The 18378-nt window shown below is 42.4% G+C and carries 19 protein-coding genes; 8 read left to right on the top strand and 11 right to left on the bottom strand.

Features of this window, described 5'->3' with window-relative positions:
• Positions 1 to 6: 6 nt before the first annotated feature.
• The 7 genes from VB775_RS14170 to VB775_RS14140 all read right to left on the bottom strand — a co-directional run bounded on the left by VB775_RS14170 (position 7) and on the right by VB775_RS14140 (position 5261).
• A complete protein-coding gene (locus tag VB775_RS14170; RefSeq protein ID WP_281005957.1) occupies positions 7 to 741 on the bottom strand; it encodes a DUF4040 domain-containing protein in 735 nt (244 codons plus the stop codon).
• 364 nt (positions 742 to 1105) lie between these two features.
• Positions 1106 to 1387, bottom strand: coding sequence for a monovalent cation/H(+) antiporter subunit G (locus VB775_RS14165; RefSeq protein WP_407072994.1), 282 nt, complete (start codon positions 1385 to 1387; stop codon positions 1106 to 1108).
• A gap of 8 nt (positions 1388 to 1395) precedes the next feature.
• The gene (locus VB775_RS14160; RefSeq protein WP_281005959.1) at positions 1396 to 1680 is read right to left on the bottom strand and encodes a hypothetical protein; all 285 of its coding nucleotides are present in this window, start codon (positions 1678 to 1680) and stop codon (positions 1396 to 1398) included.
• Entirely contained in the window at positions 1677 to 2069 is a 393-nt protein-coding gene (locus tag VB775_RS14155) for a Na+/H+ antiporter subunit E (RefSeq protein WP_281005960.1), read from the bottom strand. The genes VB775_RS14160 and VB775_RS14155 overlap by 4 nt, the downstream gene beginning before the upstream one ends.
• Positions 2066 to 3508: a cation:proton antiporter gene (locus tag VB775_RS14150; RefSeq protein ID WP_281005961.1), complete on the bottom strand. Its 1443-nt coding sequence runs from the start codon at positions 3506 to 3508 to the stop codon at positions 2066 to 2068. The genes VB775_RS14155 and VB775_RS14150 overlap by 4 nt, the downstream gene beginning before the upstream one ends.
• Entirely contained in the window at positions 3505 to 3852 is a 348-nt protein-coding gene (locus VB775_RS14145; protein ID WP_281005962.1) for a cation:proton antiporter subunit C, read from the bottom strand. Before VB775_RS14145 ends, VB775_RS14150 begins: the two co-directional genes overlap by 4 nt.
• Before the next feature lie 236 nt (positions 3853 to 4088).
• Positions 4089 to 5261, bottom strand: a complete 1173-nt coding sequence (locus VB775_RS14140; RefSeq protein WP_281005963.1) for a molecular chaperone DnaJ — start codon at positions 5259 to 5261, stop codon at positions 4089 to 4091.
• Positions 5262 to 6208: 947 nt separating this feature from the next.
• Here VB775_RS14140 and VB775_RS14135 point away from each other — a divergent pair.
• The 6 genes from VB775_RS14135 to VB775_RS14110 all read left to right on the top strand — a co-directional run bounded on the left by VB775_RS14135 (position 6209) and on the right by VB775_RS14110 (position 11502).
• Entirely contained in the window at positions 6209 to 7390 is a 1182-nt protein-coding gene (locus tag VB775_RS14135; protein WP_190580035.1) for an NAD(P)H-quinone oxidoreductase subunit H, read from the top strand.
• The gene (nuoH, locus tag VB775_RS14130; protein ID WP_281005964.1) at positions 7390 to 8508 is read left to right on the top strand and encodes an NADH-quinone oxidoreductase subunit NuoH; all 1119 of its coding nucleotides are present in this window, start codon (positions 7390 to 7392) and stop codon (positions 8506 to 8508) included. The genes VB775_RS14135 and nuoH overlap by 1 nt, the downstream gene beginning before the upstream one ends.
• Positions 8509 to 8687: 179 nt before the next feature.
• Positions 8688 to 9275: an NAD(P)H-quinone oxidoreductase subunit I gene (gene ndhI, locus VB775_RS14125; RefSeq protein WP_281009421.1), complete on the top strand. Its 588-nt coding sequence runs from the start codon at positions 8688 to 8690 to the stop codon at positions 9273 to 9275.
• Positions 9276 to 9406: 131 nt separating this feature from the next.
• Entirely contained in the window at positions 9407 to 10015 is a 609-nt protein-coding gene (locus tag VB775_RS14120) for an NADH-quinone oxidoreductase subunit J (protein WP_281005965.1), read from the top strand.
• Between the two features lie 233 nt (positions 10016 to 10248).
• Positions 10249 to 10554 carry an NADH-quinone oxidoreductase subunit NuoK gene (gene nuoK / locus VB775_RS14115; protein WP_009627748.1) on the top strand — a complete coding sequence of 102 codons (306 nt, stop codon included), beginning with the start codon at positions 10249 to 10251 and terminating at the stop codon, positions 10552 to 10554.
• A gap of 96 nt (positions 10555 to 10650) precedes the next feature.
• The gene (locus VB775_RS14110; RefSeq protein WP_281005966.1) at positions 10651 to 11502 is read left to right on the top strand and encodes a hypothetical protein; all 852 of its coding nucleotides are present in this window, start codon (positions 10651 to 10653) and stop codon (positions 11500 to 11502) included.
• Between the two features lie 102 nt (positions 11503 to 11604).
• On the opposite strand, the gene VB775_RS14105 is transcribed toward VB775_RS14110, so the two are convergent.
• Both VB775_RS14105 and VB775_RS14100 read right to left on the bottom strand, forming a co-directional pair.
• Positions 11605 to 12291 carry a diacylglycerol/polyprenol kinase family protein gene (locus VB775_RS14105; RefSeq protein WP_281005967.1) on the bottom strand — a complete coding sequence of 229 codons (687 nt, stop codon included), beginning with the start codon at positions 12289 to 12291 and terminating at the stop codon, positions 11605 to 11607.
• 29 nt (positions 12292 to 12320) lie between these two features.
• On the bottom strand, positions 12321 to 15344 hold the full coding sequence (locus VB775_RS14100; RefSeq protein WP_281005968.1) for a tetratricopeptide repeat protein: 3024 nt from the start codon (positions 15342 to 15344) through the stop codon (positions 12321 to 12323).
• A 233-nt stretch (positions 15345 to 15577) separates the two neighbouring features.
• Here VB775_RS14100 and VB775_RS14095 point away from each other — a divergent pair, with 233 nt between their 5' ends.
• Positions 15578 to 15892, top strand: coding sequence for a hypothetical protein (locus VB775_RS14095; protein ID WP_281005969.1), 315 nt, complete (start codon positions 15578 to 15580; stop codon positions 15890 to 15892).
• A gap of 444 nt (positions 15893 to 16336) precedes the next feature.
• Here VB775_RS14095 and VB775_RS14090 read toward each other — a convergent pair whose 3' ends face one another.
• Both VB775_RS14090 and VB775_RS14085 read right to left on the bottom strand, forming a co-directional pair.
• Complete coding sequence (locus VB775_RS14090) at positions 16337 to 16915, bottom strand: histidine phosphatase family protein (protein WP_323216829.1); 579 nt, start codon at positions 16913 to 16915, stop codon at positions 16337 to 16339.
• A gap of 138 nt (positions 16916 to 17053) precedes the next feature.
• Complete coding sequence (locus VB775_RS14085) at positions 17054 to 17257, bottom strand: DUF29 family protein (protein WP_281005971.1); 204 nt, start codon at positions 17255 to 17257, stop codon at positions 17054 to 17056.
• Between the two features lie 139 nt (positions 17258 to 17396).
• On the opposite strand from VB775_RS14085, the gene VB775_RS14080 reads away from it, so the two are divergent.
• The gene (locus tag VB775_RS14080) at positions 17397 to 18233 is read left to right on the top strand and encodes an Rpn family recombination-promoting nuclease/putative transposase (RefSeq protein ID WP_281005972.1); all 837 of its coding nucleotides are present in this window, start codon (positions 17397 to 17399) and stop codon (positions 18231 to 18233) included.
• The last annotated feature ends 145 nt before the right edge of the window (positions 18234 to 18378 follow it).

Genomic DNA, 18378 nt, shown 5'->3' with positions numbered 1-18378 from the left:
AAGGCGCTACTTCGCAATACTTGTATAGGATATGGCAACGCTATTAGCGGGCTTGGTATAAACCAACTGGACATTTGCTAACACTGGATTGGTTAGCATGATCTCATAGAGACGATGCAGACGGATTTTGATTTGGTAAAAGTTGGATTTCGCACCTTCTTGAGATTCCACAGCATCTTGATGTTCTGAATTATGTAGGGTTGCATGGACGGTCTTATCAGTTAGGGCTTGTTCTAGTTCTGCTTCGTTTGAATAGGGAACTAACTCAACTCGCATATAGTGCTTACTGAAAGTGCTTTTGAGAACATCGATCAGTTTTTTTAAATCAGAGCTAGAAACTGGATCGCGATTCTGCTCAGGTTGCTCCAATTGTTGCTCCATTTGCTGATTTAGCTGGTTTAACTGTTGATTTAGCTGTTCAAAGGGAAGATTGAGCTTATTTAATTCTTCTTCTTCTAAATTGTGGGCGATCGCAACTGATTCAACCACACCTAAGCGCAAAACTAAAGAAGATCGCACGGCAACTGCATAGAGCATTGTTGCTAAAAAAGCACCGACTAAAGCCTCAGTCAGAGCCACATCGGCCGCTCCCAAAATCGTATAGACCAGCGCCGATATTGCTCCCAAAATGCCGCGTATGACCAGAGCATTGTAGGGATTAGTTTGCGATACCAACATTGCTGATGATATGGGTAACAGTATGGCGATCGCATAGACATAACCATCATAACTACTGTTCATTTACCTCTTTACCTCTTTTATTTGCTTTATTTGCTTATTGAATTTTTAAGAAACCATTTAAGAATTACTTTCTACGCTCAGAGCATCTAAGAGATCCCCCTCAATCCCCCTTAAAAAGGGGGAAGAAGATAACTTAATTGATTCTTCCCCCTTTCGTAAACTATGGTGTACACACAAGTCATCAGCTATAGCGTGAGTTACTAATGATCCCCCTCAATCCTCCTTAAAAAGGGGGAAGAATTAAATTCTCCCCCCTTTTTAAGGGGGGCTAGGGGGGATCTAAACCCTCAAACGTAGACAGAGAGACTTGTGTGTACACGGTAGCTTTCGTAAGGGTGGCTGGGGGGATCTAGACAATCAATCGCTATTTATTACTTCTTGTACTGCTAGAGCAGTAAGCCATCACATAGCACAGCATCGTGTTCCATAGGGCTAGGGAAATAATGGCAAGAATTAGCAATGGTAGTTCCTTGGGGCGGAGTAATATCAAGCCGAACACGATCGCGATCGAGCCAATGGTGTCGGATACCGATAGACTATGCAATTTAAACAGTACTGACCGCTTTGTCAGCAAAGCCACAGTTCCCCAATACCAGAACACTAATCCACCAAAAATACAAATATAGCTAAGAATATTTATGAAGATTGCCACGGTTATATTTCTCCTGTGCGTCTGATGATATGGGCTAGGAGCATAAAGCCTGCATTGCCAACACTCAAAATTATTACCCCAACTACACCGATCATCCAGTCATCTCTCAAGATGGCGATCGCTAAGATCATCACTGAGGATTTGGCAGCAATACTGGAAAAGGCAAGCATAATTTCCCAAATATTGTCATGATGTTTCCAAGCTTGATATAGCGGAATCAGCATGGAGACGACCATCGCGCCAACGGCAAAATTCAATACAGCCTTAGTTGATAAATCAATGTTCATGGGTTCGACCTCTTCTGGCGCTTAATAACATGATGCACCACATACCAGCCTTCCTCGTGATGTCTCAGGACAATAGTTTTGGGAGTAAATGTGATCAAAAAAATGTCCAAGAAAACCAATGCTGCCGATCGCTGATGTTTGGTTTTCTCGATTAATACTTCTTCGTATTTGTGAGGTTGACAGATCATCTCGATCGATTCGATATAGGCTTGAGGAGTCGCCTTCAGGATTTTGCCAAAGCTTTGCAAAATATCTTTGAGTCGAATTGCTTCTGATCGGTAATAGGGCATCAGCAGGGAAACAATCACGCCAATAATTATGTTCGTAATACTAAAATTAGCGGTCAGCAAAAACCAGATCACAATTCGCAAAATAAATTGTCCAATCATGATACAGCCACCCAAAAAAGTAAGATTAAAACTAGTCCCATCACCCCGATCAGGTTATCAAACTCTTCAAATATAACGGGTAGTTTGACCGCAGATCGACGAAAAATAAGCCAGTAGGCAAGCCAACCAATCACGGTCGTCACCAAGGGCTTAATGACGTTTTCTAGGGTATAAGCTTCATAATAAACAGTATTTGCTACAAACAAGCTACCCAACAAAATCGCGATCGCTATCCAAAACTCTGTTCTGCTCTTAGCAGTTTTCGCCTCGATTGCTGACTGATGGGGCAGAAAAATAAATTTTGCAAAGGCGATCGCAGTTCCCATCGCCGCCACATTCATACCGATATCTTGCCAAGAAAAAACATTTTTAAGGGTCAATATTTTTGCGCCAAATCCTGCTAGCAAGGGAAATCCTGAAATCGAAAAACTCGCAATTAAAAGGGCTAACCAGATATTTCTGGGAATTGATTGCTGTTGCAGTTCCTTAAAGTTGCGGCTAGGTAATTTACTTACTGTCAAAAATAAAGATGACTTCACTAAGCCGTGAGTGAGCGCATAAAACCCACCGACGGCGGGTGCAGCTAAGATAAAACCCATCTGAGAAACCGTAGAAAAGGCTAATAGCCGCTTAGTATCTTTTTCAAATACTGCAAAGCTAACACCTAGCAGAGCCGTACTGACTCCAAAGATTCGCACAATCGGATCAATTTCTTCAATCAATAGGGCGCATCGCAGTAATGGCAAAACTCCCGCTTTCACGACAACGCCCGACATTAGCGCTGACACTGGCGACTCGGATTCGGAATGGGTCAAGGGTAGCCATAGTCCTGATACAAAGATGCCACCTTTAGCTAACAGACCTAAAAAGATCAAGGCGATCGCTTCAGGAGGTGCGCCTCGCAGTCCGCTAAAGGTAAAGGAATGATTTGCCTTGTAAACCAGCACTGCGCCAATCAGGTAAAACAACATCGAGACATTGCTGACAAATAAATAGCGCAAACCAATCCAAATCGAACGATCGCTACGGGGATAAGCAATTAATAAAAAGGTGGAAATGCTAATGACTTCTAGCGATACATATAAACTAATGAAGTCGGAACAGGCAAAGGCGGCATTGACACTGCCATGTAGCAATATGACTTGAGCATAAAAAAAGGCAGTGCGATCGCTATGCCAACAGTAAATAATCACCGCCGCCGTCACCAACGCATTGGTCAAGATAAAAAATCCTGCCAAGGGATCAAGAATTAAGGTCACACCAAAGTTATCGAGCAATTGCAAATTGATCGGAGTTTGCTGGACAAATAACGGGATCACATACAGCGCCGAAGCAAATGCGCCAACTAAAGCCAAAACGCGATCGCCCTTTGGCAGTAGATAAATAATAAATCCCACCATAAATGGCAAGACAATCCAGATCAAAGTTAGGGTGGTCATACAAGGTCACTCTTCTCGATCTCATGGATTTCTAGGGTAGGATTGTTCCGCGCTAGTTTAATCGCACCGACTAGCATCAGTGCCTGAATCGAAAAGCCAATCACGATCGCAGTCAAGATCACCGCCTGCGGCACAGGGTCAGCATAATTAGTCCTTGGTATATCCCCAAGGATCGGCGTAAATAAGCCTTGACGAGCCGCAATCACCACAAAATAGGCAATTACCCCACTACTCATGACATCCATTGAGATTATTTTCATGATTAAATTCTTCTTGAGAATAATCCCCAAAAAGCCACAAAGTATCGTCGCAAGGACAAAGGCTTCTAATAAATTAACTGACATCAATTGGCGCTTATAGCATCACTACTAAAGTTTACTGTAGGGTTTCATGACACGTTTCGCCTAGCAGCTAACCCAGAAAATTCTCTATGGGTAGCAGTGCAAAAGATAGGTAGGATACAAATCAAAAATCAACAAAGATTAGCATCCCGATGCATCTCAAGTCTTTGTGTTTTAAAACCCTTGCTGGGTTTGGTTTTTACTTCACGAAATTGTGCCAACACTTTCGTGAATTGGTATTATGAGCGTCGAGAGAAAGCCCATGAGAGTAAATGCGCTAGCAAGCCTTGCTTTTGTGGTGAAGGAGTTTTCTTAATATTTGGTGAAGCTCCCTTGCCATCACCTTTCTTAAGGTTCACATTTTTTGCGCTGTTTTGGTCAACATTGGATTCGGTTAATTCTAGAAGATGCTTGAGGGCTAGAGCTTCCTGCGGATTAAGATAAAGCGATCGCTTGAAGCTCGCTTTTGCCATTTGGGGCTGATTCATATTTGTATAAACCACACCTAACAAAGCAAGACATTTACTATTGTTCTCATCAGTTCTTAATATATCTCGCAAATCTTGGAGCGCCGCCTTCCAATTACTCTGCAATATATAGATTTCGCAGATCTTGATACGATTATTAATCATCTGCATGTCATTGCTCTCAAAACTAACCTGAAGGATTGTCTCATCAGAGTTAGCTTGTTGATGACTAGCATTCTGGATATCGTAGTCTGTCACTCTAGGCTGAATGATCGTCTCATCAGGGGTAGCTGGCAGATTACTAGCCTGTTGATCAGTCGCATACTGAAGATTGTAGGTGTAACTTGGTTTTGAGGGTGGAGGGAGAAAGTTTGTGGTATGCGATTTGGTGCTTTTTGGGGTCAACTTTGGCGCAAGTACTGGTGGCATATTAACCGCTCCATGTCGATACCCCTGTTTATAAAGGATGTAGACCAGATTTAGCTCACTTATCTCCGCCGTATGCTCCAAAATCTGTGTAAGCGATTGATATTGCACTTTAGCGATTTCCGTAACTAAGCGCTCATAAACCTCATCACTAGGAGTCATCACCAACTCACAGGCACTCTCCGAATGAATCTGGATATTACGAGATCTCTGCATTAAGCGTTTAGCAAGGAGCTTAAATATTCCTTGATAGGCTATGCGATCTTGCTCTCGCATCAGCCCGTTATAGGCAGGGTTGACAAGTTTTGCTAGATATTGCGTGGCAATAGCTTTCTCTTCTGCTGAAAAGCCGTATATATCGGGATGCAAGATGCGGGCAATCCGCAAATACACATTGCGAATGTATGTAGGATTGCTAATGATTGGTAAGCCCAAAGCAGCATAGTAGTCATGATTGTACTGACTAATGCCTCGATCAAAGCGGATAAACTGGAGTTGTGTCTCCTTGGGCTGATTCATGTTTTCCTGCTTTGCCCATCATGATTTAAATAATGGTAGCGATTTTGAATCTTAAGTAGCTCGATATATAGCGATCCTAAATGAGTTGTAAGATTTTGAGTGTTGTAAGAGTGCGCCCCGAAGGGCGCACTCTTACAACCTATTTAGGATTGCTATATATAAAGTATAAAGACAGACCCCAAACTTCCGATGCATTTTGTTCGTGTGTTCAAGGATCGCGGATTCAATATTTTATGGTTATCTACTCATTAGAGACATTTATACCAATATCAAGTCAAAAACAAAATAGAGCAATTGTCTTAATACTGATCTGTCGTACTCACCCTAATTTCACTACAGGGAAGTACTTATACAAAGCAAACCCCGTAAAGTTTAGCCCCTGCGAGACGAAACTTTACGGGGGGTCTTAACTGCGTTATACCAAAACACAAAATGGCTATGCCATTTTGTGTTTTGGTATAACTTAACGTGAGTTCGATATAGCCATAATGGCTATATCGAACTCACGTTAATCTAGTGTCGGGAGTAATAATTCGTTTGATTCCTGACATGAATATTCAGTGAGTAAAGATCCTTACTACCAACGTAATTTATCCCTCAATAAAAGTCTCAAGTTTTATATGGATTTTATATAATTATTAAGTAATGGTTTTTTATTAAAGCATAGATTTTTATCTACTGAATTAACAGGATAAATTATGGCATAAATCATCATTCAGCTACTTTTCAACACATATTCTCGCTCCAACATGACGATATACTGATAACCATCAAGGTATATCTACTTAAATAACATAACTAATAGAGTCAATTGCTAAAGCAATAGCCCAAGCCGTGACTTAAAATAACAAACGTTTAGGATGTGCTGCATATCCTAGATAACTAGCAAAAACTAGCACTACTTAACCAGAGCAACAGTTTACAGAGTAAAGAGGCGATCGCAAATCATGGTGATGATTGAAACCAAAGCCGAACGCATGGTCATAAATATGGGGCCTCACCACCCCTCCATGCACGGCGTTCTCAGACTTATTGTCACGCTAGACGGCGAAAATGTAGTTGATTGTGAGCCTGTTTTAGGCTACTTACATCGCTCCATGGAAAAAATCGCCGAAAATCGCACGATTATCCAATATTTGCCCTACGTGACCCGATGGGATTACCTCGCAACCATGTTCACTGAGGCAATCACCGTCAATGCACCCGAAAAACTAGCTAATGTACCAGTGCCGCGTCGCGCCAGTTACATCCGCATGATTATGCTAGAACTTAGCCGCATCGCCTCTCACCTACTGTGGCTTGGCACATTCGTCGCAGACATCGGCGCACAAACTCCATTTTTCTACGTCTTCCGAGAACGGGAAATGATCTATGACCTGTTCGAGGCAGCAACAGGGATGCGGATGATGCACAACTATTTCCGCATCGGGGGAGTTGCCGCCGACCTACCCTATGGCTGGATCGAGAAATGTGAAGACTTTTGCAACTATTTCACTCCCGTCATTGACGAATACGAAAAATTAATCACCAATAACCCCATCTTCCGTAAACGGATTGAAGGACTTGGCACAATTACCCGCGATGAGGCAATTAACTGGGGTTTATCAGGTCCAATGTTGCGTGGTTCAGGAGTAAAACTCGATCTACGTAAAGTCGATCACTATGAACTTTACGACGAACTTGACTGGGATGTACAGTGGGACAACGGCGGCGACTGCTTAGCCCGTTACTTGGTGCGCGTCCGTGAAATGCGCGAATCCACCAAAATGATCCTGCAAGCCCTCAAGCAAATTCCTGGTGGCTCCTACGAAAACCTTGAAGCGCAAAGAGTCTTGGCAGGGCCAAAGAGTGAATGGAACTCGATGGACTATCAGTTTATTAGCAAAAAACCATCACCCACATTCAAAGTTGCTTCAGGCGAACATTATGTCCGTGTCGAAGCACCAAAGGGTGAACTGGGTGTCTATATCATTGGTGAAGATAGTGTCTTCCCTTGGCGTTTTAAGATTCGTCCACCAGGATTTATTAATTTACAGATCTTGCCAGATCTAGTACGCGGCATGAAGCTCGCTGACATCATGGCAATTTTAGGAAGTGTGGACATTATTATGGGTGAGGTCGATCGCTAATGTACGGTGGAATTGATTTACAAAGATCTTTAATTGAAATCCTGACAGGGCTGGGCTTACCCGCCGATGTTGCCAAAGTAATTTGGATGTTACTGCCCATGGCAGTAATGGTTTTAGGCGTAACCGTGGGCGCACTGGTCTGCACATGGTTAGAGCGGAAAATTTCTGCTGCGGCTCAACAACGGATTGGACCTGAATATGCGGGACCTTTTGGACTGTTGATCCCGATCGCTGACGTAGCCAAGCTAGTCATTAAGCAAGGCACGATCCCAGCTAAAGCCGATCCATTGCTCTACACGATTGGACCTGCGTTGGTATTTACCTCTGTCTTCCTGTGCTATCTAGTTATCCCCTTCGGTCAAAACCTGATCATTTCTGATATTGGTACGGGCGTATTTTTCATCATTGCTATTTCCAGCATTGCTCCCATCGGCTTACTGATGGCAGGTTACTCTTCCAATAATAAATACTCGCTCTTAGGTGGTTTACGTGCAGCTGCACAGTCAATTAGCTACGAAATTCCTCTAGCTTTGGCAGTGCTTGCTGTAGCGCTGATGACCAATGGACTTAGCACCATTGATATTGTCAATCAGCAAGCTGAATATGGGATTCTTTCTTGGAATATTTGGCGGCAACCGATTGGTTTTGTAATTTTTATCATTGCGGCTCTTGCCGAATGTGAACGCTTGCCCTTTGACTTGCCAGAAGCAGAAGAAGAACTTGTTGCTGGTTATCAAACTGAATATTCAGGGATTAGGTTTGCCTTTTTCTACGGTGGTTCCTACGCTAACCTTTTGCTAGCTGGTCTACTAGCCTCCATTTTGTACCTCGGCGGATGGGAGTTACCATTCCCCATCGACAAAGTTAGCGAAGCTCTAGGTATTGAAGCAAATACAGCTTGGTGGCAAGTTATTGCTGCTTTCATTGGACTAACGGCAACCCTAGTCAAAACCTATGCCTTTATTTTCTTCGCCATCCTCTTGCGTTGGACAGTTCCCCGCGTTCGGATCGACCAACTGCTCGATTTAGGCTGGAAATTTTTACTGCCAATCGGACTTGCTAATCTGTTGATTACCGCCGCTTTGAAGTTGGCTTTCCCCTTTGCTTTTGGTGGATAGCAATTAGCGCTTAGCTATTAGCTGTTAGCGCTTAGCTTTCGCTACCAGTTGACTTTATAGATTTAGGTTTTTGAATGCTCTAAGCCTAATCCCGAAAGCTAAAAGCCAATAGCTAACAGCTAATTGCTAAAAGCTAATATCCCTAATTCAAAATTTTCTACAACAATCAAAACACCATGCTGAAATTTCTTAATAAAGTTGGTGAATACACCAAAGAAGCTGTACAGGCAGCTAAGTATATCGGACAAGGCATGTCGGTAACCTTTGACCATATGCGTCGTCGTCCGATTACGGTGCAGTACCCTTACGAAAAGCTGATCCCTTCAGAGCGTTTTCGTGGACGCATTCACTTTGAGTTTGATAAGTGTATTTCCTGTGAAGTCTGTGTGCGGGTATGTCCAATTAACTTGCCTGTAGTTGACTGGACATTCAACACAGAAATGAAGAAAAAGGAACTCAAGAGTTACAGCATTGACTTTGGCGTATGTATTTTTTGTGGTAACTGTGTGGAATACTGCCCCACTAATGCCTTGTCTATGACTGAGGAGTACGACCTGTCAACCTTCGATCGCCATGAATTAAACTTTGATAGCGTCGCTCTCGGACGGATGCCCACCAAAGTTACTGAAGATCCTTTAGTCACACCAATTCGTGAGCTTGCTTATTTGCCGAAGGGTGTAATGGAGGGGCATGAAACACCTCATACAGCTAAGCGTGCGGGGTTACGACCTGAAGAAATTGCCGAAGCTGCTTCTGAGAACAAATAATACCAAAACACAAAATGGCTAAGCCATTTTGTGTTTTTAAAACCCTTGCTGGGTTTGGCTTTTAATTTCCAAAAGTGTAGCCACAATTTCGGAAATTGGTATAACAGACAAGATTACTGAAGGAGATTTTAATGAGTAATATCGGTCTAGGTGATGGTTCACAAACCGTGTCTTTGGTTGTTTTAGCTGCAATGCTAACGGCTTCGGCTATGGGTGTGGTGCTGTTGCAAAATGTCGTCTATGCAGCTTTTCTGCTCGGCGCAACTTTTATCAGTGTTGCAGGACTATATCTATTGCTCAATGCTGATTTTGTGGCGGCGGCTCAAGTCCTCATTTATGTTGGGGCTGTCAATATTTTGATCCTGTTTGCGATCATGTTGGTCAACAAGCGCCAAGACTACCAAGATGTCAAATATGGAGCTTTACGCAGTGTTGTGACTGGTGTCGTTTGTTTAGGACTATTTGGATTGCTAGGAGCCACTGTCATTTCGACAAACTGGGCTGTTACTCCAACGATCGCTAAATTACCTTCGACAATGGTGGTGATTGGTCAGCACTTCTTCAGCGATTACTTACTGCCCTTTGAATTGGCATCGATTTTGCTGTTGGTTTCCCTAATTGGCGCGATCGTGTTGGCGCGTCGTGAGCTTGTACCTGATGCTGTGAAAGTGGGTCAAGTTGATGAAGACTCACTAGAGTTATTAGAAAAGCCCAAAGAGCAACTTGTTGCTTCTAAATAGATAATTACTGCTTTCAGCGGTAATTATCTATTAATACCTGATGTTACGTGGAAGGAATTCCTATAATGGCATAGGTTTAGGGCTGGCACGGGGGCGCAGCCCCTACTGAAACCTTTAGATTTTGGGGTAGGGGCAATCCTCCCGTGGTTGCCCTACTTCGCTACCAGCAAGAGATTCATCATCTGAGTTCCACGTAACATCAGTTAATACATTGCAATTAATAGTAAACAAATATGTCTTTAGAACCTTTTTTGATTATTGCGGCTGCACTTTTTTGTATTGGCATCTATGGATTAATTACCAGTCGTAATGCTGTGCGCGTATTAATGTCGGTGGAGCTAATGTTAAATGCCGTTAATCTGAATCTGATGGCTTTTTCTAACTTCTTGGATTCAGCGAGCATTCGTGGTCAAGTATTTACCATTTTTGTCATCTCGATCGCTGCTGCCGAAGCCGCCGTTGGTCTGGCGATCGTCCTATCGATTTATCGGAGTCGTGACACCGTGGATATGGAGCAATTTAACTTACTACGTTGGTAATAGAATTCTGGCCAATTTAGTACATAACCCATAGCAATCGCCTCTCAATGTTAGAGGCGATTGCCATATTTACAACATTTCTCAATACCTTGAACTATGACAGAATCACATTCTTATCAACACCCTGTATCCCAGATTCTCCATTTAAAAGAAGCCACAAGTTGGGAAGATGATTGGCTAGACTACACAAAAATGCTTGGGTTGACAACAGCAGATATACCAGAATTAATTCGGTTAAGCTGGGATCAAGAGCCATTGGATTTTGAGGTCGAGGAATGGGGTGTTCATGCGATCAGAGCCGTAATTCAGCTAGATTCAGAGGTGGGACTAAATCTCTATATCGACCAGTTAAAAAAGTTTCCCGATGATGATTGGTTGCATGAGGAGGTGTCTGGGATCAGTAAACGGGTTGGCGCGATCGCGATTAAACCATTTATAAAATTACTGGAAGATCCCAGCCAAGAATTATGGTTACGTTCAACAGCAGCCAATGGTTTACAAGCGGTTGGTAAAGCTTATCCAGAATGTCGTGATGCTTGTGTGCAAGCAACGATCGCGCAACTACATCACTATCAACAACAAGATGATGGTGTGATCAATTCGATATTGGTTGATACTTTAATTCAATTAAAAGCTGTAGAAGCTGCATCCTTAATCGAACAGGTATTTGCTAACTGCGAGATCGATGAGTGGTTAACAGGTTCTTGGGCAGCAGCTCAGGTAAAGCTAGGACTTAAACAAGAGTCTGATTTTTCACCAGAAGATTTGAAACCTAAGCCGCCAGAGAAAATTCTCGCAATCAGAGAGATGTTAGATGCATTTGAAAAGAATCCCAATGTCAATGATTGGAATCAGCGATCGCTTATGCCCACCAAACCTGTTGCCAAAGGTTTTGGTTCGAGTAAGCAAGGTAAGCAGTCCAATAAAAACAAAAAGAAACAACGCTAATAATACCAAAACTCAAAACCCAAATAAATGAAGGCGGCGCTTCGCGCCGCCTTCATTTATTTGGGTTTTATTTCCTAATCCAAACTTGCATTGCGATACAACTCATATTGACTGCAAAGCAAAACTTAAGAATGCACTAGCCAACGGCACAGAAATATTATCGGTTCCTCCTGGAGAATAGGCTTCAAGTAAGGCGGCGATCGCGGCTACAGGTATGGCAATTCCAAGGTCACGGGGCTGAATACCGTGGGTAATTCCAAAAATACCAAGCATCACGATCAAGCTGGTGGCAAACATGGCAAAGGAGCCTTCAAAACTGCGTTTATTGCCTAGATGCACAAAGGTATGCTGACCAAAACGTTTCCCAATTAGCGCCGCCATGCCATCCCCCCAAGACATAACCATCACACCAATAACCGCATATTGGGGATACTGATCCCAAAAAAGAGCAACTAAAATCGTGATGCTGAGCGCATAGTAAAACACGCCGTAGGTTTTGCGTCCCACATCATGGATCATCGGTAAAATATTTGTATAGTGCGAGGCTAAGGCGATCGCTGTAAAGGTCACGCCTGCGGTCACACATAGCCACATCGGGATCTGCAACCACCATGCAATCAGCAAGACGTTACCAGTGCCAATATGCACAACCTTCCGCACGAGTTCGGGATCTTGTTTGAAACGACGTAGGATTGCTGAAGCTAGAAATACCAGCCCAATCCAAATAGCTACGGCACTAATCTGGATCGTTAGGGTGTTAATTGGGGATATATCACTAGTTATGGGCATAAGACAGCTATATAGGCGGACAAAAATGCTTATAAGCCATTACCAATAATGATAAATGGTGACCAATAGTAAGGATGACTAAAGTTACTATCTTTACCAGTATTAATCAGCAATCGTTGGGATTTGGCTAATATTTCAGCTTTAGTGAGCTTTGTATCTTGGAGTATGCCATAAAAAGCATCCATTAAAGCTTGTGTGCCACCATCGGAAACTTGCCAGAGAGATGCGATCGCTGCCTTTGCTCCTGCATACTCCATTTGATAACCAAAACCCATAATTTCTGTACCATTACCAAGTGTGCCACCTAGCCCTGTCTCACAAGCACTGAGAATTACGAGATCGACATTTTGTAATGACCATGTGGACACATCTCTGAGGGACGCTCGACTGCCATCTCCAAACAGCACAAAGGAGTCTTCAGGTTTCCCAATTACAAAGGCAGCATGGGTAGCCAGATGAATGATGTTGTATTGCTTAAATTTAGCGACAGTAGACTTAACGTTAAAATCGCGATCAATAAATTTAGTGGAATTAGGCAACTTGGCTATCAAGTTCTCAACTTCTATACCCGCAAAAGGTAATCCAGAAAAGTTAAAAGTTTGCCCATTTACCTCAAAGATATATTTGCCAGAGGTAAAAGCGCCTGCGAGTACACGAGGCTGGCTATTGCGGCGGCGATCGCTTAAATTCGTGAGACTCGCGGCAGTAATCGTATTAATCGCATAACGTTCTATTAACCATTGCTTACCGTCATGGAGCGCGGCGATCGGCAGATAGCGCAATTGTGCATCAGGGGCATAGATGATGGTTTGTATACCAGCTTTTTGTAAGTCAGCCGCGATCGGTGCGATCAGCCAAGTATATATCCGTTGCGATGAGTCCAAGATATCAAGGGAGCTTGGATCGCGGACATCAGAACGGAAATCGATGATCGCACTATTGAGATCTTCTCGTTTTATCGCAACAGTGCGCCGAATCGGATCACCATTAGCCGTTACAAGAATTAGTTCTAGGCGATCTTCTAATATAAGAGGATAGAAAATGGCAGTTTTTTGTGACATTTGCTGGAGAGTCTTTTGTAGAGCCGTGAATTGTTCCAGATTTACCGTATTAGAACGATCGCCGCCTTGATTGATTTGGTTTAAAATCGTGGCTACGGCGGGACTCTGCACATAGGTATTCAGTTGTTGGGATGATTGTGATTGCACATCAAGCAACTCTCGTAGCCGATGAATTTGCTGTGGCGATCGATTTGCTTGAGTAATCTTCAAAATATCTAGTTGTTCTTTCCCAGCTTGAATAGAACGATTTTGAATCGCACTATAATCAGTTAAAAATCTCTGTTCAGGTGCTAGAAGTTCGATCCCCTTCGCTGTTTCCACATTACCGCGCACATCTTGGAGATAGTCGTCTAGTTCTTGTACCTTCAATAGATCAAGCACCTGTTGAGCTTCTAAAATGCGGTTTTGCTTGAGCAGTAAATTTGCCAAATCCCGATAGGTTCTTTCGACTGTACCCGTAAAGGTTTTCTGGTCAGCTACCGATAGTGATCGCAGTTCTTTGCGAATGGATTCACGGATATTTACTGATTGTTTGTAAAAGAGAATTGCTAAATCTGGTTGCTGCCAATTAGCAAACAAATTCCCTAAATTACCAAGAGCAATGCTCTCGCCTCGGCGTTCTCCTAACTGGCGATGAATTGCAGCCGCCTGTTGATAAGCATCGAGAGCTGCGGGATATCGCTTGAGATCCGCGTATACTAGTCCCAAATTGCTCAAAGAAGTTGCTTCGGCAGAGCGATCGCCAATTTCTCGGACGATGCTCAAGGATTGTTGGTAGTTACGAATCGCTTCGTTGTTCTGTTTTGAAAGTCGATATATTTCACCAATATTGTTGTATGTGATGCCCTGTGCAGGAATATCATTGAGTTCTTTATGAATGGCAAGAGCTTTTTCGTAATAACTTAATGCTTGTTTGAGATTCCCTTTGTCATCGTAAATTGACCCAATATTACTCAGAAAAATACTCTCTGCTTGCCGATCTCCAAGTTTTTGAATTTGTTGTAATGCTAATTCTTGAAAACGCAGGGCGTTATCTAGCTGTCCTAATTCTTTATAGACAACGCCAATATTACTGAGAGTGGTTGCAGCCTGACTGGTTAAGTCAAGTTGTTGAGACACTTCCAACGATGCTTTGTAAGCTTCTAAAGCTTGTAAATATTTTCCCTGACTGCGGTATACCCCCGCAATGTTATTGAGAATACTAGTTTCGATTTTACGTTCCCCTGTTACCCGCACTAACTTTAAGGATTGTTGATAGAAGTCTAGAGCTTTCTCAAATTGTCCTAGTCGTCGATAGGCAAAACCAATATTGAGCAGGACTCCTGCCGAACTTTTTTGACTATTTGTGGATTCATAAATAGCCAGAGCTTGCTGTAATCGTTCTAGCCCCTGACTAAATTGTCCAATCTCCACATAGATATTGCCAATATTATTAAGAATTGTCAGTTCTCGTTCTTGGGCTTTAATGGCTCTCGCTTTTACCAAGGCTTGCTCATAGGTGGCGATCGCCTGCCGCCAATTATTAGCCCGATTCAAAGCAAAGCCTAGATTCTGCAAAATCTGGACTTCATCTAATCTGACCTGCAAATTTTCCTTAACATTTTGTAACTGAAGCCCACTGACTATCTTAAAAGCTCCCTGATAGGAAGCGATCGCTTGATCTAATTGCTGCAAACTTAGATAAACATTACCAATAAAATTCTGAGTTCTTGCTTCCGAAAAGCGATCGCCTTCTTTCTGAAAAATGGCGATCGCCTGTTGAAATAGTTGAATTGCTTGTTGAGACTCACCACGCCGCAACCGAGTGCGACCATCAATCACTAACTGAAAACCGCGATCTAGATTGCTTTGTTCAGGTTTTGGTGCTTGACTTTGAGCCAGTTTAGACTGAGAAGTTAAAGGCTGCAAAAGCATTTCGGCGTTTGCTGAATTTGCTAAAAAAGTTGAAGCATTCAAAATCAACAAGGTAGATAGGATTGAGCGATATAGCATGATGACCTTCTCGAAGGTAATTTTTGGTAGTAATTTGGCACTTGCGATCGCTAATCGTTGATCTTGCTACCGTAAGTAGCTGGGCATAATTAAAAACCAGAGTCAAAAACTGTGGCGCACGCTGCGCGTGCGCCACAGTTTTTTGGGTTTTATATTTAATTGCGCCTAGCTATTTAGAAAATGGTACAATTATAGAATGAAGAGATAAAACTATTCATTGAGGAATCACCGATATGTATACCATCGATCGCAACGAAATGAAGGTAGCAGATAGTCGTAGTGATAGCAATGAGCTACCCTCCGTAGAAGTTCCAGAAGCAGTTCAAGAAACCACTTTTGAAACCAGTTCTGAATCAGGTATGCCCCTCGCAAGTGGTTATACCGTAGATGATCAAGGACTGCTCAATAACTATGCAATTCTAACTCCGATGTATGTGGAAGAGCCTACTCTTCTAACTGATCAAGAGCGACTTCACTCTCAATATAAAGTCATATTGGCTATCTTAGTCACAGCAATGGCAATACTTATTGCACTCATTGTAAGTTAAGGTATCGCAGTAAAATAAAGAACTATTTTTTGCGGCGCGTCGAACGCGCCACAAAAAATAGTTCTTTGAGATTTATATCTGATGTTACGTGGAACTAAGATGATGAATCTCTTGCTGCGAGCATGACAGGGCAACCACGAGGGGATTGCCCGTACCCCAATAAATTTGATTTTATAGGGGCTGCGCCCCCGTGCCAGCCCTAGACTTAGATCTGATGTTACGTGGAACTAAGATGATGAATCTCTTGCTGGTAGCGAAGCAGGGCAACCACGGGGGGATTGCCCCTACCCCAATAATTTAGATTTTTGTAGGGGCTGTGCCCCCGTGCCAGCCCTAGACTTAGATGATCGTAGGAATTCTATCCACGTAACATCAGTTATATCTCTTAAACGCTTCAAATAAATGCTTAAAAGTATTCCCTTACCGTAGTCTCTTTGTCCTATCTTAAGGATCTAGTTCACCAATTACAACTACTTCGCCTGCGGCGTTAGCCTGTACCACTACAGAGGCTCCTGATCGCGGCACAATCCCCGTTAAAGCTGTAATATTTACCTGATGCGTCACCATAATCACTACGCCCTCCTGTTGGCGATTTTCTGAGATGAGTCGGCGGGTTTGAGCGGTTTGGATATCCTCTGTACTGCGATCGCGAAAAAAGGAATTGAGGGCAGGCACTGGCTTCACCTCTCCTAAGTTCAATAGCTTGGCAGTTTCTAAACAACGACACCATTGACTAGATAAAACCTGTTTAACAGGAATTTGTCGCTTCCGAAACTCATTCCCTGCTTGGCGAGCTTGCTCTCGTCCCGTTTCTGACAAATTGCGCTGAGTGCTACAGTCCCCCAGTTGAAATCCACTCGGATCTCCCGTGCCGGGGGCAAGCGCATGGCGCATTAGTACGACTTTGCCTGTACCTTTGAGAGCAGTCCATTCGTCATTAGCAGGGGATTGGGCAACAGATTGAAAACTAGTTGCTGCGGACATCATCATCACACTAGCGATCGCCACAATACTCTGGAGCATATTTCTTGATAGATAGTTTCTGTATTTTACTCCACTAACCATTGCTGCTAGGTAGCTAGGTATAAGAAAACTCAAAATAGGAAGTGTCAAAACTAAAGGAATCGTCATGGGAATGAAGAGTATCTTCTAAACCCCAGATTAAATTATCCTCAGATACCTACTTCCTATAGAAATCATCGGCAACCAAAAACTCAAAATCCCTTGATAACTGCCATGTTTTGGGATAGGGATGTCTGTTAAGTTTTCAAGGTCAAGATGCTCAAAGTTTTTGTCTTTGAGTTGCTGGGTCGTGAGTTTTACCCATGCGGTAAAGTCGCGATCATACAAAGATTTTTCTGACATGATTTTGAGCTATGAACACCAAAAACGATCATAGCTGAAGTAGGTTTGGAAAGTTTACTTTAACCACATTTTTTGTGCTATACAGGAGATGGCTTACAAGGTTTTCACAGCTAAATTGCACGAATGTTTTAGGAAAATTATGGTGGCGAAATACTTTAATCCTTATACTGATTTTGGCTTTAAGAAACTGTTCGGCGAAGAAGGCAGTAAAGATTTGCTCATCGATTTTCTCAATCAACTTTTACCGATACATCATCAAATCCAACAATTAACATTTAAAAATTCTGAAAACCTCTCCGACACCATATCGGAACGTAAAGCTATTTTTGATATTTACTGCGAAAGTAAAACTGGTGATAAGTTTATTGTGGAAATGCAAAAAGCGAAAATCAAGCATTTCAAAGATCGAGCCTTATTCTATTCCACATTCCCAATTCGAGAACAATCGGAAAAAGGTGATTGGAATTTCTATTTATTACCAATCTATTTTATTGCCATATTAGATTTTGAGTACGATGAACATATCACGCCCAAGTTTAGGCGCGATGTCTGCCTCAAAGACCAAGATGGAGATATATTCTTCGATAAATTAAATTTTAAGTTTTTACAGATGCCTCTATTCAATAAACAAGAGAATGAACTGGTAACTCACTTCGATAAATGGCTGTATTTTTTAAAGAACCTAGAAAGTTTTAATCACATACCCGCAATACTCAATGAACCGATCTTTCAAAAAGGATTTGAAATCGCCGAAATATCGCACTTAGATTTAGAGCAGTATGAACAATACAAAAAGAGTTTAGTCCAGTATTTAGAAGTGAAAAATGTATTTGATACAGCCTTTGAAGAAGGTGAAAAGGTCGGTATTGAGAAGGGGATTGAGAAAGTTGCCAAAGCATTGAAAGAGCAAAATGTAGCCGTAGAAATCATTGCCGAATCAACTGGGTTATCATACGAGGCTATTAGTAGGATTTAAGCCAAGCCCTATAAACACAAACTTGTAGATACTGTCTTGAGTACCAAAAAGTCAAGAGGGAATTTTAACAAAATTAGGATCGAAAGAACGCTGAGACTTGAGAACACCAAAGACCTGTCGTAACAGCTTGTGCATTACAGCACCA

Origin of the sequence: Pseudanabaena sp. CCNP1317, from assembly GCF_034931345.1 — a bacterium.
Taxonomy (GTDB): Bacteria; Cyanobacteriota; Cyanobacteriia; order Pseudanabaenales; family Pseudanabaenaceae; genus Pseudanabaena; species Pseudanabaena galeata.
Note: the sequence above shows the minus strand (reverse complement) of the source record. Positions and strands in the feature narration are given on the sequence as shown.

Excerpts from the sequence above, each read along its gene's own strand:
- VB775_RS14105 (WP_281005967.1), bottom strand. The coding sequence starts at position 12,291 with ATGCCCATAACTAGTGATATATCCCCAATTAACACCCTAACGATCCAG.
- VB775_RS14110 (WP_281005966.1), top strand. The coding sequence starts at position 10,651 with ATGACAGAATCACATTCTTATCAACACCCTGTATCCCAGATTCTCCAT.
- VB775_RS14085 (WP_281005971.1), bottom strand. The coding sequence starts at position 17,257 with ATGTCAGAAAAATCTTTGTATGATCGCGACTTTACCGCATGGGTAAAA.
- VB775_RS14095 (WP_281005969.1), top strand. The coding sequence starts at position 15,578 with ATGTATACCATCGATCGCAACGAAATGAAGGTAGCAGATAGTCGTAGT.
- VB775_RS14150 (WP_281005961.1), bottom strand. The coding sequence starts at position 3,508 with ATGACCACCCTAACTTTGATCTGGATTGTCTTGCCATTTATGGTGGGA.
- VB775_RS14160 (WP_281005959.1), bottom strand. The coding sequence starts at position 1,680 with ATGAACATTGATTTATCAACTAAGGCTGTATTGAATTTTGCCGTTGGC.
- VB775_RS14140 (WP_281005963.1), bottom strand. The coding sequence starts at position 5,261 with ATGAATCAGCCCAAGGAGACACAACTCCAGTTTATCCGCTTTGATCGA.
- VB775_RS14135 (WP_190580035.1), top strand. The coding sequence starts at position 6,209 with ATGGTGATGATTGAAACCAAAGCCGAACGCATGGTCATAAATATGGGG.
- VB775_RS14120 (WP_281005965.1), top strand. The coding sequence starts at position 9,407 with ATGAGTAATATCGGTCTAGGTGATGGTTCACAAACCGTGTCTTTGGTT.
- VB775_RS14155 (WP_281005960.1), bottom strand. The coding sequence starts at position 2,069 with ATGATTGGACAATTTATTTTGCGAATTGTGATCTGGTTTTTGCTGACC.
- VB775_RS14100 (WP_281005968.1), bottom strand. The coding sequence starts at position 15,344 with ATGCTATATCGCTCAATCCTATCTACCTTGTTGATTTTGAATGCTTCA.
- nuoH (WP_281005964.1), top strand. The coding sequence starts at position 7,390 with ATGTACGGTGGAATTGATTTACAAAGATCTTTAATTGAAATCCTGACA.
- nuoK (WP_009627748.1), top strand. The coding sequence starts at position 10,249 with ATGTCTTTAGAACCTTTTTTGATTATTGCGGCTGCACTTTTTTGTATT.
- VB775_RS14080 (WP_281005972.1), top strand. The coding sequence starts at position 17,397 with ATGGTGGCGAAATACTTTAATCCTTATACTGATTTTGGCTTTAAGAAA.
- VB775_RS14170 (WP_281005957.1), bottom strand. The coding sequence starts at position 741 with ATGAACAGTAGTTATGATGGTTATGTCTATGCGATCGCCATACTGTTA.
- VB775_RS14090 (WP_323216829.1), bottom strand. The coding sequence starts at position 16,915 with ATGCTCCAGAGTATTGTGGCGATCGCTAGTGTGATGATGATGTCCGCA.
- VB775_RS14145 (WP_281005962.1), bottom strand. The coding sequence starts at position 3,852 with ATGTCAGTTAATTTATTAGAAGCCTTTGTCCTTGCGACGATACTTTGT.